A 15,687-nucleotide genomic window follows, 5' to 3' on the forward strand; every position below is an offset into this window, starting at 1 on the left:
GGTTGGAGAGCCCGCCGCGCTGGCATCCGACTACGCAGCCTCCCGCATTCACACCGACCGAATTGGTGGCGTGCGTCCGCATGGTTCGCGAGCCGCTCCATATTATCGGCCAAAAATCCGCAGGTGCGCTGGGATTGGCGCTATACGGTGAGATCCAAAGCCAATCGGACGAGGACGGTTATCCACTGGTCGGTATTTTGCCACCGATATACCCGGAATGGCTGGGTGACAGATCGTTCTGCGCCACGCATGGAATGCGCTTTCCATACATAGCCGGCGAGATGGCTAATGGCATTGCCACCACACGGATGGTCAGCGCTATGGCCCGCGCGGAGATGCTGGGTTTCTTCGGCGCGGCGGGGCTCGGTCTTCCTGCGCTCGAGCGCGCTGTCTCCGAGCTGAAAGGTGAGCTGGGAGCACGCCCCAACTGGGGCGTCAACCTTATCCATGCACCGGGCAGTCCCGAGCTGGAGGAGCGCGTGGCTGATCTGCTCCTGCGGTACGGTGTCACCCGGATCTCCGCGTCGGCGTTCATGCAACTGACACCCGCGCTGATCCGATGTTCGGCTGCCGGCCTACACCTTGACAGTTCGGGCCGAATTGTTCGCGGAGTCCACCTGTTCGCGAAGGTCTCGCGACCCGAGATCGCCGAACTATTCATGTCTCCCGCACCGGGAGAGCTGTTGCACGCCCTGGTGAACCGGGGTCTGCTCACCGAGGCAGAGGCACAGCTCGCAGCGCAGGTGCCGGTAGCTGAGACTGTCACCGTCGAGGCCGATAGCGGTGGCCACACGGACAATCGGCCGTTGGTGGGGGTACTGCCGGCGATTCTCGCTCTGCGTGACACGCTCAGCCGACGCTTCGGCTATGACCGCCCAATCCATGTAGGCGCCGCCGGAGGTCTCGGCACGCCGGCCGCGGTCGCCGCGGCTTTCGCGCTCGGTGCGGCGTACGTCCTGACCGGTTCGATAAACCAGATGGCAGTCGAGTCGGGTGTTTCCGAGGACGCCAAAAGCCTGTTGGCGGAGGCGGATATCGCCGATGTGACCATGTCTCCGTCCGCGGACATGTTCGAACTCGGAGTCCGGGTACAGGTTCTGCGCCGCGGCACGCTGTTCGCGGCACACGCCGCCCGGTTGTTCGAAACATATCGTGCTTACACAGGGCTCGACGCGATTACGGACGAGGTCCGCACCAAGCTCGAGCACAATGTTCTGCACGCCTCGCTGGAGCAGATATGGGAACAGACCCAGAGCTTCTGGCTGGAGCGCGACCCACACCAGATCGTTCGCGCCGAAGCGGACCCCAAGCACCGCATGGCCTTGGTTTTCCGCTGGTATCTCGGCATGTCCAGCCGGTGGGCGATCGAGGGAGACCTCGCGCGGCGACGCGACTATCAGCTGTGGTGTGGTCCGGCGGCGGGTGCGTTCAATCGGTGGGTGGCGGGAAGCTTCCTCGCTGAGCCTGCGCAACGATCAGTCGTCCAAATCGCTCGCAACCTGCTGGAGGGTGCCGCCGTCAGCACCCGTGCACACCAGTTGCGTACGTACGGGATCGCGTTGCCGGCGGCGGCATTCACCTTCACACCACGCCGACTGAGCTGAACAGCGCCAGCCGAACAAAGGGGGTAATCATGACCGAGGACCGTCTGCCACGTCAGCTTCCGATCGCCGTCGTCGGGATCAGCTCTCTCATGCCCGGCTCCGTCGATGTCGGGGGTTTCTGGCGCGACGTCATCGAGGGTCGTGACCTGATGACCGACATTCCATCGACGCACTGGCTGATCGACGACTATTACGATCCGCACCCAGGGACGCCTGGAAAGACGTACGGACGTCGTGGCGCCTTTCTGCCAGAGATCGAGTTCGACCCGGCGGCGTTCGGCATTCCACCAACCGCGCTACCGGCAACCGACACCTCCCAACTGCTTGCCCTGATCGCGGCACGGCAGCTCCTGGCGGATGTCACCGCGGGCGCGCAGGTAAACCGGGATCGAGTCAGCGTCATCCTCGGCTCGTCGGCCTTGGCGCTGCTCGGTGAGATGAGCATGGCAGCTGGTCGTCCCCATTGGCTCAAAGGCCTTCGCGAAAGCGGCATCGCCGAGCCGGAAGCGCAGCGGATCTGTGACCGCATAGCCGCCAACTACGTGCCGTGGCAGGAGAACACCTTTCCCGGACTGCTCAACAACGTAGTAGCCGGTCGAGTCGCCAACCGCTTCGATCTGAAGGGGACCAACTGCGTTGTGGACGCGGCGTGCGCCAGCTCTTTGGCGGCACTCTCCATGGCGGTGGGCGAGCTCACCCTCGGCCATGCCGACATGGTGATCACAGGTGGGGTCGATACGCTCAACGACCACACGATGTACGTGTGCTTCAGCCAGACGCACGCGCTTTCCCCGTCGGGCGACGCCCGTCCGTTCTCCGACGCGGCCGATGGCACGATGCTCGGCGAGGGTATCGCGATGTTCGCGCTCAAACGGCTGGCCGACGCCGAGCAGGACGGCAACCGTATCTATGCCGTGATCCGAGGTGTGGGCTCATCCTCGGACGGGCGGGCGACATCCATCTACGCGCCGCGACCCGAAGGCCAGGTGGAGGCGCTGAGGCGGGCATATCGGACCGCCGGTTACTCGCCGGATACCGTCGAGTTGGTCGAGGCGCACGGTACGGGAACCGCCGTGGGCGATGCCGCCGAAGTGGCTGCCTTGCTTCAGGTATTCACTGAGAGCGGGCGGTACAGCCGACAGCGGTGCGCGCTCGGTTCGGTCAAGTCGCAGATCGGTCATACCAAGTCCTGCGCTGGTGCGGCCGGACTACTCAAAGCCGTACTGGCGCTGCAACACAAGGTTCTGCCACCCACGATCAAGGTGGACCGCCCGAATCCCGAGCTCCGTCTGGAAGACAGTCCGTTCTATCTGAACGCCGCCGCTCGTCCTTGGGTGCACGCCACGCCCACACCCCGCCGGGCAGCCGTGTCGAGTTTCGGGTTCGGCGGCACCAACTTCCACGTGACAGTGGAGGAGTACGTACCGAAGGTGGATAGGGCGGGGATGCCCGCATGGCGGCTCCGCACCACCCCCGCCGAGCTTGTGCTGTTGAGTGCCGATTCACCGACGACACTGTCTGCTCGCACTAGAGAGCTCGATCTGGATCGCGCGATCGCGGTTCTCGCACGCGAGACCCAACGGAGTTTCCGATCCACTGATGGCGCGCGGCTCGCCGTGGTCGCTTCGAACAGTGGCGAGCTGGCCGAAAAGCTCGCTATGGCACGCACAATGATCGACGCCCCGCCGCAGCCGCCTGGGCCCACCCCGGCGGGCATCTACTACGGCACGGGTGTCGGCGCCGGTGGCCGGACTGCGTTCCTGCTTCCTGGACAGGGTGCCCAGTACGTCGGCATGAGCGGCGACGTGACAATGCATTTCCCAGCCGCGCAGACCGTATGGGACCGGGTGGTCGGCATAGACGCCGCCGAAGGTTCGCTTGCCGAGGTGGTTTTTCCGCCGTCGGCATACACCGACGCTGACCGCAACGCTCAGCAGGACAGGCTCACCGCGACCGAGTGGGCGCAGCCGGCCCTGGCGGTGCACAGCATGGTGCTCCTAGAGCTCCTCCGCGCGGTGAATCTGCAACCGGATTGTGTTGCGGGGCACAGCTTTGGCGAGTTGACCGCCCTGCACGTGGCGGGTGTTGTGGACGCCGATGTGCTGATCCGCCTGGCCCGGCGGCGCGGTGAGCTCATCCGAGACGCGGCGGCACCGGGAGCCATGCTGGCTGTCAACGCCGGCGCGGAAACAGTCACGGCGGCCATTGCCGCCTGTGGGGTTTCCGACGCCTGGGTGGTCAACCACAATGCGCCCGAGCAGGTCGTGGTCTCCGGTACGACGAAAGCAATCGAGGTGGTCGAGCGGAAACTCGTGGCCGACCAGGTCACCACTCGGCGGCTGCGGACCGCAACCGCCTTCCACAGCCCGCTGGTCGCCGCGGCGGCCGAACCGCTCCTGGACTTCCTGCGCGGCATCGACATCAGACGGCCCGAGATCGAGGTGTACGGCAACGCGGACGCCGCACCCTATCCGCTGGAGCCAACCGAGATACGGCGCAGAGTCGCCGAGCAGCTCAGTGTGCCGGTTCGTTTCGCCGAGCAGATCGAGGCAATGTATGACCGCGGCGTCCGCACCTTCGTAGAGGTCGGTACGGGTGCGACGTTGACGACGCTGGTCGGTCGCATTCTCGGCGAGCGCGAACACTGCGCGGTCAGCACCGACCGCCAGGGCCGCAATGGGGTAGGTAGCCTCTTCGAAGCCCTTGGTCGGCTCGCAGTGCGGGGTATCGCCATGGATCTCGACGCGCTGTGGGATCAGTACGCGCCGGTCGAGACCGCACAAGCGGAAGCCTCGGGAAGACAACCGAGGATGACGGTCAAGATCAGCGGCACCAACTACGGCCGGCCCTACCCGCCGCCGGGTGGAGCGGCCGAACTACCGCCACCGAATCCCGCTCGGCACGATACCGAGCGAGTACCGGTTTCGCACTCTACCAACGGATCCCATGCCGACGCCGAATGGGCGCGCGTGTTCCAGGAGATGCAGAGGCAGACTGCCGACGCACAAGCCGCTTATCAGCGGACGACGGCCGAGGCCCACACGGCCTACCTCAAAACAACTGAAGCCTCGCTCGCCGTCGTGGCGAAACTACGCAGCACAGAGCCCGCCACGTGGCCACCTGATCCCGTTTCCCTTCCCGCAGTGGCCGATCGGACCGAAACCAGCGCACCGGAATTGGTGCTACCGGCCGGTCTGAATGGCAGGAAAGCAACCCAGTCGACGGACGTGAATACGGGCCAGGTCGATCTCGAGGCGACGCTGCTGTCGGTCGTGGCGGACAAAACCGGCTATCCGGTGGAAATGCTGGCGACCGACATGGATATCCAGGCAGATCTCGGTATCGACTCCATCAAGCGGATGGAGATCCTCGCCGCGGTGCGCCAGAACATTCCCGCCCTGCCGTCTGCGGAACCGGACGAACTGGCACAGCTCGCGACGCTGCGCACTCTCGATGAGATCGTGGGAAAGCTGCGCGAGCGGCAGTCGGCGGGAGCCACGTCGTCCTCGGCACCCGAGCAGGAGTCACAACCCGCCGCGCTCGCCCGTTTCGTGATCCAGACCGTGGCGGCGCCCCCATCCGGAGTCGCCATGGCGGGACTCGAACGTGGACCCATCGCGATCACACAGGACGGCATCGGCGTGGCTGCGCTACTCACCCGGATGCTGGTCGAGCGTGGCATCGCGGCGGAGGTCGTCTCCAGCGTGCCACCCACGTCACGTGGCGTCGTCTTCCTTGGTGGGCTACGCGACATTGGTTCAACGCAGGATGCGCTGGCAGTCCAGCGCGAGGCCTTTCATGTCGCCAAGACTGTGCACCTGACAGCCAACCGTGGTGTCTTCGTGACGGTGCAGCGTACCGGCGGTGACTTCGGTCTCGGGGGTGCCGACCCGATTCGCGCATGGCTCGGCGGGCTGGCCGCGCTGAGCCGTACCGTGGCGCGAGAATGGCCGGGCGCATCGGTCAAGGCTATCGATTGTGATCGGGACGGGCCCGAAGCGATTGCCGCGGCTATCGCAGACGAGTTGATAAGCGGTGGGCCGGAGCTCAACGTCGGTCTACGCGACGCCGGTGGCCGCGTCACCCTCCGCGCAGTCGAGAGGCCGAACGTTGCGGGCTCGGTCGACCGGTTCTCGGATGCGGTCATTGTGGTGAGCGGAGGCGGTCGTGGAATAACGGCGGCCGCGCTGTGCGCGCTCGCCGAGAAGTATCAGCCACGGCTGCTTCTGCTCGGCCGCACTCCGATCGCGACCGAGGATGTCGGCGGAGAACTCCACCGCACGTTGGCCGCGCTGGAACGCACCGGTGCCCAGGTCCGTTATCGCTCACTCGATATCCGCGACGACGAGGCGGTCGCGGACGCGGTCGCGCAGGCTCGGCGCGAGTGGGGGCCGATCACCGGGATCGTGCATGGCGCCGGTGTTCTCGCGGACAAACTCATCGCAGACAAGACTGATGAGCAGTTCGAGGATGTGTTCACGACCAAAGTCGACGGACTTCGTGCCTTGCTCGCCGCGACCATCGACGATCCGCTTCGCGTGTTGTGCACTTTCTCCTCGGTGGTCGGCCACTACGGCAATCCCGGTCAGTGCGATTACGCGATGGCGAATGCCATTCTTGCCGGCGTCGCCGCCGCAGAGGCGGCGAATCGTCCGGACTGCCTGGTTCGCTCTATCGCCTGGGGGCCATGGGCGGGCGGCATGGTCACCGCGCCCCTTGCCGAGCTGTTCCGCGCCCGTGGGGTTCCGCTGATATCCGTGCCCGCCGGTGCGCAGGCTTTTGTCACCGAGCTCGAGGGTGCTCGGGACGACGTCAACGTCATCCTTGCGGTCGCCGACCCGACGGGACACATTCCGTTCGGCGACAACGACCCCCTGCGGGGTGATCGCCATGCCGAGTGAACCCGCCGAGGTGATGTCACGCGCGCCGTCGCTACCAACCCCGTCCGATGAGCCAGCTGTGCCAGTGGATCGGCCCGTGCCACGGATTTCCGCGATGGCACTGGCTCAGCACGCGCAAACCACCGAATTGCACCGAACATTCCTAGAGCTGCAAGCGGAATCACACACCCATTTCTTGTCGATGTGTCGACAGGTGGCCGATGCGGCAGAAGGTACCGGCCGCCGATTGCCGACGCCTCGGCCCGCTCTTATCGAGAGTCTTCTCGACCCGAAGATCGACAGCTGGATCGCGGATCACCGCCCCAACTGGACAATCCCGGTCCTTCCCCTGATGTCCATGGTGGACAGAATGGCCCAAGCAGCCGCAGCGTACTCCGGTCAAGATGTGGTCGCGCTTCGCGACATCCGGCTGCACCGTTGGCTGACGGTGCAGGGTTGCGTGCGGCTGCAGACAAAGGTCGATTCCGGTACCAGCGAGCTCGAGGTGTCCTTGCTGGCTTGGCGTGAGTCGGCGAACTCGGACCTTTCCCGTTTCGAACTGGTGGCGACCGCCACGGTGCAGATCGGCGTGCCCCGACTCCCACCGCCGGAGCCGTTCGACCCCCTCCGGAACGCATCACTCGAACCGGATCCTTACCGCACCGGCGCCCTGTTCCACGGTCCGCGCTTCCAGTACCTGGTCTCGCTGTCGCTGTCGCCGACCGGCGCGTCCGGTGTGCTGGACCCGAGCCGAGGAGCCGTGCCACGAGGCCTGCTGCACCAAGGGCTCCTCGACGCCGCACTGCACGTGATACCGGCACAGAGCCTGTGGCGGTGGATACCGGAGATCGACCGGGGCGTCGTCGCCATACCGCACCGGATCGCATGGCTGGAGTTGCACGAGCCGCTGCCCGACACCGGCGAGGTGCGAGTCGAGGCGCGGTTCGCCGGCTTTGACACCGACGAGCCGTCGTTACCTGTTGTCGACCTGCAGCTGTCCGCGGCGGGCACGATGCTCGCGGCCTTCCGGATAATCATGGGCTTGCCTGGCCTCGGCCGCCTGGCGAAGGCGTCACCGGCAGATCGGCGGACGTTCCTGCGTGACCGGCGGTATGTGGCGGGCATGGCTTTGGCTACCGCAGACGGTGAGACGACGACCTTGTCCAGTGCGGCGGTTCACCTGGTCGACTGGCCGTCGGGTTCGATCGTGGAGATATACGGATTACCGCCGGAGGCCTCGGACCGCGTTCCCGTGATCGCGGTGAAGGAGCACATCGCGCGCAAGCTGGCGGTGCATCCTTCGACCGTGGCGGTGGACGAGAACCTGCGTACCGCCTGGATTCCCGATCTGCCCGACGAACAGCACCATGTCGAGGTCACGTGGGAGAAGGACACGGTGCGGGTACGCAGCAGCGCTCCGCCAGCGTCAGGGGCGGTGATCTGACCATGAGTCATAAACCTGTGTCGCCGCGTTTCGGCATTATCGGCATGGGGTGCAACCTCGGCTCGTTGACGAGTATCGACGAGCTGGAGGGCGCCATTCATGCCGGTACTGTGCCGTCTCCTGCAGGGGCACCGTCAGCCGAACCCCCGTACATCCGTGAGGAACCGCGAGCCGCCGCTGAACAGGCTCTACAGGACGCGGGCTATACCCTGTCCGGGCAACGACAGCCGGTCGCCGTGATCTCAGTGCAGGAACAGGCGTCCGCCGACATCGCGACGCGATGGAATCTCACCGGCCCGACGTTCGACACATCGGACACAGCCGGGGCCCTCGATATCGCACAGCTGCTGCTGGCCGACGGGACGGAAGACACCGTGCTCATCGGAGACGGCGTCACCGCCGTCGTCCTCGCCCGCACCGGGGTCCGCTCAGGACGGATCTACGCCGTCATCGACGCCATTTCGATTCTCGAGGCAACCGACACCGACTTCCACCTCGCCGCGCGGTCCGCGCGCACCGCATTGGCCGACGCCGGGACCACACCCGAACAGATCGGCTACGTCGAACTGCACCTGTCCGGAAAACGCGATGCTGATGGGCAAGTGCTGAGCGGGCTGTCCGATGTTTGGTCGCCGGAGCGGTCGGGGTCGCGCCGCACGGCGATCAGTGCGCTCGGCAGCGTGCGCGACACCGGCGGTGCCGGCTTCCTGTTCAGCCTGATCAAGGCGGCCTTGTGCCTGCACCACAGCTATGTGCCGCCGTGGACCGATGGACTCGAGGACTACGCGGTGATGGTGGAAGGTGCCGCATTCTTCGCGCTGACCGCGAGCCGCCCAACGGTGCGGGCAGGGCGGGACGAACCGGTACACGCGGCCATCGCCGGAACCGACAGCGGCGGAACGCATGTCCACGTTGTGCTGTCCGGTGCGACGGTACGCGGGGAGATGGTCGAGGTGGACTGGCGGCGCGCCGGTGGCCCGGCGCTCCTGCCCGTCGCAGGGGCCGACCTTCATGATTTGATGCGCCGGATCACGAAGGTACGCGATGCTCTCCACGACGGCACCGACCTGTCGACTTTGTCGCGAGAAGTCGGCCACGGTTTCGCCGAGGCCGCGTCGAGGGTTGTCTTCTGCGCGGTGGGAATCGACGCCATGCGCACCGAGTTGGCGGCCGCTCTCGCGCTGCTGCCCGCGGCCCATCGGGCGAACCGGGAATGGGTGACTCCAGCTGGGAGCAGTTACGCCTCGAGCCCGATCGGCCCTACTGGCCGGGTCGCGCTGGTGTTTCCCGGCGGAATGACGGCCTATCCCGAGCTCGCCGCAGACTTGCACCGGTGCTTTCCCGGTCTGATCCCGATTGCGGAGGCACCGGACGGGCTTCCGCACGACTATTTCGCCCACGCTGAGCCGCTCTACGCTGGGCTCGAGTCCGCAGCCGAGGAGACCGATCCGCTCGTGCTGGAAAGTCGGCTGCACCAGGATTTTCCCACCGCGCTCAACATCGGGCTCGGGTTCGGTTTCCTGCAAACCCGGGCGCTGCGCCGCCTGCTCGGCGTGCCGGTACATGGTGCGTTCGGTTACAGCCTTGGCGAGGTCAGCATGTTGTACTCGCTGAGCGCCCGAAAGCAGTCAGGCTTGGACTTTCCCGACGACGAAGCCCTTTTCCGAGAGCGGCTCGGGGGCCCGAAGCTGGCGGCTCGCGAACTGTGGGGAATCGCAGGCGACGTACCGGATCACGCCGTCTGGACCACGCTGTTGCTGGTCGCAGATGTGGCCGCGGTCCGCGCCGAGATAGTTGGCTATGACCGCGTCTTTCTCACCCATGTGAACACCCCGGGCGAGGTCGTCGTCGCAGGCGACCCTGGCCAGTGTCGTGCGCTGGCCCGCGCCCTGGGTTGTGCCAGCTTGCCCACGTCGGTCAGCTATGTACTGCACTGTCCGGTGGTAGACACACGCGAAATGGCCGCCTACATCGACAAGCGGCTCGGAGCGGTGGATGACCCTCTCGATGGGATCGAGCTGTTCAGCGCCTACGGCTACAGCCAGGTCACCGATTTTACCGCGGCTGCCGAAAAAGTGACCGACACCCTGCGATCCACGATGGACTTTCCCCGGCTGGTCCGGGCCATGCATCGACGTGGATACCGCTACTTCATCGAGGTAGGCCCGGGTGCGACTGCCACCAGGTGGATAGACGAGATCCTCGCCGCGCAAGCACACGTCGCGGCGTCCGTCGATCGCCGAGGGGCCGGCACCGCAGCGGGGATTGCACGCGTTCTCGCCAGGTTGACCAGCCACGGCGTGCCGGTAGATCTGTCGAAATTGTCGTCAGTTCAAAACAAATAAGGAGATGCAATGTCCGATACGGTCAAGACCGAGCCCGCCAGTAGGGCGGACGTCCTGCTGGCAGTACGTGAACTCATCGCCCAGCGGCTCGAGCTCGAAGTCGACGAGGTGCAGCCGGATGACGTGCTGTTCGAGCTTCCAGGTATGGACTCGCTGCGGCTCATGCACGGCATGCTCCTGGTGGAGCAACGATTCGGTGTCACGGTCGACACCAACAAGGCGATCACGGTCCAATCCGTCGAACAGCTCGCCGATCTTCTGGTCGACACGATCAACGGAGACCAGTCGTGACCACCACACCGGCGTACAGCCGAATTGTCGATGTCGCGGTGGTGTTGCCGGAGACGAGAATGTCCTCGGCGGAAGTCGAGGACCGGATTGCGGCCACGAATCCTGATCTGGACATCCCGCGAGGACTGATGGAGCGGATGAGCGGCGTGGCCTACCGGCATGTCGCTCCGCCGGACTGTTGGCCCTCGGACATCGGTGTAGCGGCAGCGCGGAAGCTGCTCGACAAGACCGGGTGCGATATCGCAGAGATCGATTTGATCATCTTCGCGGCAGCCAGCTCGGACGGTGTGGAACCCGCGACCGCGCATGTCGTATCCGGCAAGCTGGGCGCGAACTGTCCGGTTTTCGACGTCAAGAATGCCGCCAACGCCTTCATCAACGCCATCGAGATCAGTGACGCGTTCCTCCGCGCCGGCACGTATCAGAGGATTCTCATCGTCTGCGGGGAAACTCCGAGCCACTATGCGCGGTGGACGATGAACAGCGTCGAAGAGTTCCTGGGGACAGGCCCGGTATTCACGTGGTCCGACGCCGGATCGGCTGTGCTGATGGAGTCGAGCACCGAGCCCGGCATTCTGGCAACCCGGTTCACCGCCAATTCAGCTGCCTGGCGGACTGTGTGGCTGCCCTATGAACGTATCGAGCCCGAAGGACTCGGGATCGGGCAACTGGAGGTTAACTACCACGAGTACGCAATCGCGATGGACACGGTCGATCTCGAGCCGATCACCGGCACCATGGCGAAGCTGGGGCTGACCATGGACGACTTCGCGTGTGTCTGCGTCCACGTGGCCGCGCTGGGGTTCCGGGACCGTTTCTGCGCTCGCGCCGGAATTCCGCTGGAGAAGACCACGGTCACCATCGTCGAGCATGGCAACTTGGCGGCAAACGGTCTGTCTGTCGACTTGGCCCACGTCGTGGAATCCGGTCAGGTGAAGCGCGGCGACCTCGTCGCCCTCATCGGACCCGCGGCCGGGGTCAGTCTCGGCATGGTCGTCATCAGGTGGTGAACCGCCTGTGCAGCAACACAGAGGAGGAGCGATGCCTGACTCCGGCAACGGTCGGTACAGCAGGGTGGTCGACGTCGCGATGCACCTCCCGGAATCGCGACCGTCCACAACGGAGGTAGAGGAACGGGTCGCCGCACTCAATCCGGGACTCGACCTGCCGAAAGGATTGCTCGAGCGGATGAGCGGGGTCGCCCACCGGCACGTCGCTCCGCCGGACTGGCGGCCTTCGGACCTGGCGGCGGCGGCGGCGCGGAAGCTGCTCGCCGCCACCGGGCGCGACATCGCGGACATCGACTTGATCATCTTCGCCGCGACGAGCGGGGATGGGATGGAGCCGGCGACCGCGCACTTCGTCGCGGACAAGCTGGGAGCAGGCTGCCCGGTGTTCGACGTCAACAACACCTGCTGTTCGATCATCAATGCCATCGAGGTCGGGGATTCGTTGATTCGCGGCGGGAGCTACGACAACGTTCTGATCACTTGCGGCGAAAACCCCAGTCGCATCGTCAAATGGAAGTTCCGCGACCTCGACGAACTCCTCGAGCGAGGAGCCTTGCATATCTTTTCCGATGCGGGAGCAGCTCTGCTGCTGGAGTCCAGCTCGGAACCCGGTGTGCTGGCCCACCAATGCGCCGCCCGGTCCAGCGCGTGTGAGACGACGGCCATGACGTTTGTACAAGAACCCGAAGGACTCAGACTCGGGCCGTTCGAGCTCCAGATGCACGAACTCAAGGATGTCCTGGAGACGATGGACCTCGAGCCGATTACCGGCACGATGGCGAGGCTGGGGCTGACCATGGACGACCTCGCGGCCGTCTGCGTGCACGTGGCCGCCCTGCCGTTCCTGCCAACTTTCTGTCGTCATGCAGGCATTCCACTGGACAAAATTGTCGACGTCCTCGCTGACCACGGCGATGTCGTGGCGGCCGGCCTACCTCTTCAGCTGGCTATGGCGGTGGAATCCGGGCGTGTGCACCGAGGGGACCTCGTCGGACTGGTCGGACTGGCAGCCGGCGTCAGCCTCGGCATCGCCGTCATCAGGTGGTGAGCAATGACGGAGCCACTGAGAACCGAAAGGAAGAAGCCGTGACCACCGGTGAACAACTAGATCTTGGCGCACTCCTGGTGCAGGGCACCGCGAGTGCGGAAACGACCGCGTTCCGGTCGCGCGTCCGAAAGCTGGTCGCGACCCACCTCACTCCGCTGGTGCCGGAGGCGGAACAAACCAGAATATTTCCCCGCGAGGGGATAGCGGCTATGGGCGCGGAGGGTCTGTTCCGCGAGCGATGGACGGGAGGGCCGTACGGAGATCTCGGCCGAAGCGTGGTGATCTCCGAGGAACTGGGCCGCGCCGGGCTCGGGGGCGTCGGCGCAGGCGTGAGCCTGCATTTCGAGGCTGCGACTGCCATTCTTCGTCGCTGTGCGCGGACGCCCTACGCCATCGAGGTTCGCGAGAATGCGCTGGACGGGCGGTACGTCTGTTGCCTTGCGACCACAGAGCAGCATGTCGGCTCGAATCTGGCTGAGGTCGGCAGCACCACGCTGACCCGGGACGGCTCAGGCTGGCGGGTCCGCGGTATCAAGTGGTTCGTCTCTCCCGGAGCCGCCGCGGACGTGGTGCTGGTCCTGTGTCGCGCCGAAGACGGACTGGCGATTGCGATGGTCCCGCAGGAGGACATCACGGTGGTCAAGCGCCTTGAGACTACGGGGATGCGGGGACTGGGGACAGCGCGCCTCGACATCGACGCGCACGTTTCCGACGAGGCGATCATCGCCGGGCCGGGATTGGGATTGCCGATGGTTACCTTCGGGTTGTTGTTCGAACGGCTGGCCATCGCGGCCGGTGCGGTCGGCTCGCTCGAGCTGGCGTTGACACTCGCGTCGACCCATCTGCGTCGGCGAAAGCAGCACGGCGTCGCATTGTTCGAACATCAGGCGCTACGACTGCGCATGGCCGACCTCGTCTCGCAAACCGCGTTGGCACGGCATGCGTTGTATGGCGTGATTGCCGGGCTCAGCGCCGGGTCGTCCAGTCTCGGCGACCTGGCCGGGGTCAAGGTGACCATTGCCCGGATGGCCGAGCCCATCGTCAGCGAATGTATGCACATCTTCGGCGGCCGGGGATATCTGGAAGATGAGACACCGATGGCACGCCTGTGGCGAGATCTGCGAGTGGGCCGGGTTGGTGCGGGAACTGACGAGGTGATGTGGGAGCTCGTCGCCAGCGAAATGCCGGTGGACGACGACCTGTACGACACCTGGATCCCGGAGGAGCCGAGCTGAGCCACGCTTAGATCCCCGCACGCCGCCAAGAAATCTGGCCACACCAACCAAGAAGTCGAAATCTCTTGCACTGCGAGGGATTTCGACTCATGAATGCCAGGAAGGGAGTCCGTGAACAGCTGTAGGACCCCTGCTCGGGCAGCTGAAGAAGGTCTATGAGGCGCCGGACACGGTCGCGCGCTACACCGGCGGCAAGCGACGACGATCTCGCTGGGGTGACGAAGTTGATGAAGTAATATTGTGACCGCGGCCACATCGAACATTGCCGCCCTGCATAGCGCGGCGAGAGATTGTTCGATGTCGCGCAACGATCTGGGGGTCGCGAAAATGCAGTGGTGGAGACGATTTGTGACCGGGCATCCACGACTGGTTGTCGCGACGGCGGTGATCCTCCTCAGCGGTGTGTCCCGCATGATCGAAGCGCACGACCGTGGTGCCACTACGGAAGAGGCTGTGCGCGAAGGTGTTTCGAAATGGTGCGGTGATCGTCAAGCTGATGGGCCGTGCCGACTGGTCCGCTCGATAGCATAGTCAGGAGCGAGAATGCTCATGTCAGTCGATCGTTATGGTGAAGTCGCCGCGTCCCGCGACTTCGCGTTCGGTTTTGTTGCGGACTATCGCAATGTGCCGAAATGGATGTTCGGGATCTCCAGGTTCGAACCCAAGGGCGATCAGGCCACCGGCCCAGGTGCTCTTTTCGAGGTCACGTTTTCGGCGCTGAGGTCCTTCACTTTTGAACTCGAGGCCACAGCTTGGGATGAGGGAGAGACGATCGCGTTGGAATCCGCAGAAGCGCCACGTGCGACCGCTCGCTTCGAGTTCGATACTCGCGGTAACGATGTGACACAGATTCGCGTGCAGATCGGATTCCAGGTCCCACGCGCGCTGCTCGTGCGACCACTTCGGAGGATGAACGACGTGGTCGTCGGCCAGGCGGTTCGCCATGTCGAAACGAACCTGCGACGTGAGCTGGAGACGGCGTTCGCTTCAGCTCGGCAAGGCTAGACGGAATGCGGGCCGACCAAGGCTGAGGGCACCCGACTCCGCCGCGGATCTCAGCTGGTCAAGCGGACCCGCAGGATGTCGCCGACGTCAGTGCCGATGAAGAGCTCGTTGTCGGCGCCTGGCGTCACTGCGACGGAGGTCATCGGCAGCCCTGACAAGATGGTGCAGGTCATGTGCGTGCGCGGATCGACACGGACCAACTGGCCGAATCTCGTTGTGACGTAGAGCATTCCATCGGCGCCGACGGCAAGATCGTCCGGCATGGCGGAAGGAACGCCTGGGAATAAGTCTGCCTCAACAGTCGTACGAGCCGGTGCGTCGAGTGGGATGCGCAGAATGCGCCCGTTAACGGTCGCCGTGACCGTCACATACAGGGCATCGCCAGCGACTGCGGCACCATTGATGAAGAAACCGTTCACGCCGTGCAGGACATCGAAATTCCGCGGTGCCTGCGCTGTCCACTCCTGGTCGAGCGTTCCGTCCGAACGAATGCGGACCACACCCGCACTGCTGTCGGCCACATAGAGATTCCCAGTGGGGTCGAAGCTGGCCCCGTTGGGCGTCCGGAGCCCGGACGCGAATGTCTGCGGTCTCGGTGCGGAAGCAGCGGGATCGAACCGGACGATCGTGCCCTCGCGCACAGTGCCGAATAGCTGGTTGACCACTGTTCCTGAAGTGACGTAGAGCATGCCGTCCGGCCCGAGCCGGATGGCACCGGGGCCCACAACCGGTACCGTAGCAGTGCGGTGACCGGACATGTCGTAGCGCTGCACCTCGTCTCGCAGTACCCGAGATACCCATAGATTCCCGGCCGTGTCGAATCCG

Annotated in this window: 10 protein-coding genes; 9 read left to right on the top strand and 1 reads right to left on the bottom strand. The window is 64.9% G+C overall.

The annotated features are described in order from the left end of the window. Positions 1-80: 80 nt before the first annotated feature. The 9 genes from ACIBCN_RS16290 (at position 81) to ACIBCN_RS16330 (ending at position 14,862) form a co-directional block, all read left to right on the top strand. Positions 81-1,604 (top strand): PfaD family polyunsaturated fatty acid/polyketide biosynthesis protein, encoded by a 1,524-nt coding sequence (locus tag ACIBCN_RS16290; protein ID WP_396992344.1) that lies wholly within the window; start codon positions 81-83, stop codon positions 1,602-1,604. A gap of 29 nt (positions 1,605-1,633) precedes the next feature. After that, positions 1,634-6,505: an SDR family NAD(P)-dependent oxidoreductase gene (locus ACIBCN_RS16295; RefSeq protein ID WP_396992345.1), complete on the top strand. Its 4,872-nt coding sequence runs from the start codon at positions 1,634-1,636 to the stop codon at positions 6,503-6,505. A gap of 181 nt (positions 6,506-6,686) precedes the next feature. After that, on the top strand, positions 6,687-7,928 hold the full coding sequence (locus ACIBCN_RS16300; RefSeq protein ID WP_396992587.1) for a hypothetical protein: 1,242 nt from the start codon (positions 6,687-6,689) through the stop codon (positions 7,926-7,928). 2 nt (positions 7,929-7,930) lie between these two features. Then, positions 7,931-10,273: a hypothetical protein gene (locus ACIBCN_RS16305; protein WP_396992346.1), complete on the top strand. Its 2,343-nt coding sequence runs from the start codon at positions 7,931-7,933 to the stop codon at positions 10,271-10,273. 9 nt (positions 10,274-10,282) lie between these two features. Then, on the top strand, positions 10,283-10,564 hold the full coding sequence (locus tag ACIBCN_RS16310) for an acyl carrier protein (RefSeq protein WP_396992347.1): 282 nt from the start codon (positions 10,283-10,285) through the stop codon (positions 10,562-10,564). After that, positions 10,561-11,574, top strand: coding sequence for a 3-oxoacyl-ACP synthase III family protein (locus ACIBCN_RS16315; protein WP_396992348.1), 1,014 nt, complete (start codon positions 10,561-10,563; stop codon positions 11,572-11,574). The genes ACIBCN_RS16310 and ACIBCN_RS16315 overlap by 4 nt, the downstream gene beginning before the upstream one ends. Positions 11,575-11,605: 31 nt before the next feature. Beyond that, the gene (locus ACIBCN_RS16320) at positions 11,606-12,622 is read left to right on the top strand and encodes a 3-oxoacyl-ACP synthase III family protein (protein ID WP_396992349.1); all 1,017 of its coding nucleotides are present in this window, start codon (positions 11,606-11,608) and stop codon (positions 12,620-12,622) included. A gap of 77 nt (positions 12,623-12,699) precedes the next feature. Continuing rightward, a complete protein-coding gene (locus ACIBCN_RS16325; RefSeq protein WP_396992588.1) occupies positions 12,700-13,857 on the top strand; it encodes an acyl-CoA dehydrogenase family protein in 1,158 nt (385 codons plus the stop codon). A 543-nt stretch (positions 13,858-14,400) separates the two neighbouring features. Continuing rightward, positions 14,401-14,862, top strand: coding sequence for a hypothetical protein (locus ACIBCN_RS16330; RefSeq protein ID WP_396992350.1), 462 nt, complete (start codon positions 14,401-14,403; stop codon positions 14,860-14,862). A 50-nt stretch (positions 14,863-14,912) separates the two neighbouring features. Here ACIBCN_RS16330 and ACIBCN_RS16335 read toward each other — a convergent pair whose 3' ends face one another. After that, positions 14,913-15,587 (bottom strand): hypothetical protein, encoded by a 675-nt coding sequence (locus ACIBCN_RS16335; RefSeq protein WP_396992351.1) that lies wholly within the window; start codon positions 15,585-15,587, stop codon positions 14,913-14,915. Positions 15,588-15,687 lie beyond the last annotated feature (100 nt).

It is taken from the genome of Nocardia sp. NPDC051052, from assembly GCF_044456045.1.
In the GTDB taxonomy this organism is placed as follows: Bacteria; Actinomycetota; Actinomycetes; order Mycobacteriales; family Mycobacteriaceae; genus Nocardia.

What these genes read in the sequence shown, in the direction of transcription:
- ACIBCN_RS16310 (WP_396992347.1), top strand. Translation starts at nt 10,283, where the DNA reads ATGTCCGATACGGTCAAGACCGAGCCCGCCAGTAGGGCGGACGTCCTG.
- ACIBCN_RS16330 (WP_396992350.1), top strand. Translation starts at nt 14,401, where the DNA reads ATGCTCATGTCAGTCGATCGTTATGGTGAAGTCGCCGCGTCCCGCGAC.
- ACIBCN_RS16290 (WP_396992344.1), top strand. Translation starts at nt 81, where the DNA reads ATGGTTCGCGAGCCGCTCCATATTATCGGCCAAAAATCCGCAGGTGCG.
- ACIBCN_RS16305 (WP_396992346.1), top strand. Translation starts at nt 7,931, where the DNA reads ATGAGTCATAAACCTGTGTCGCCGCGTTTCGGCATTATCGGCATGGGG.
- ACIBCN_RS16295 (WP_396992345.1), top strand. Translation starts at nt 1,634, where the DNA reads ATGACCGAGGACCGTCTGCCACGTCAGCTTCCGATCGCCGTCGTCGGG.
- ACIBCN_RS16300 (WP_396992587.1), top strand. Translation starts at nt 6,687, where the DNA reads ATGTGTCGACAGGTGGCCGATGCGGCAGAAGGTACCGGCCGCCGATTG.
- ACIBCN_RS16320 (WP_396992349.1), top strand. Translation starts at nt 11,606, where the DNA reads ATGCCTGACTCCGGCAACGGTCGGTACAGCAGGGTGGTCGACGTCGCG.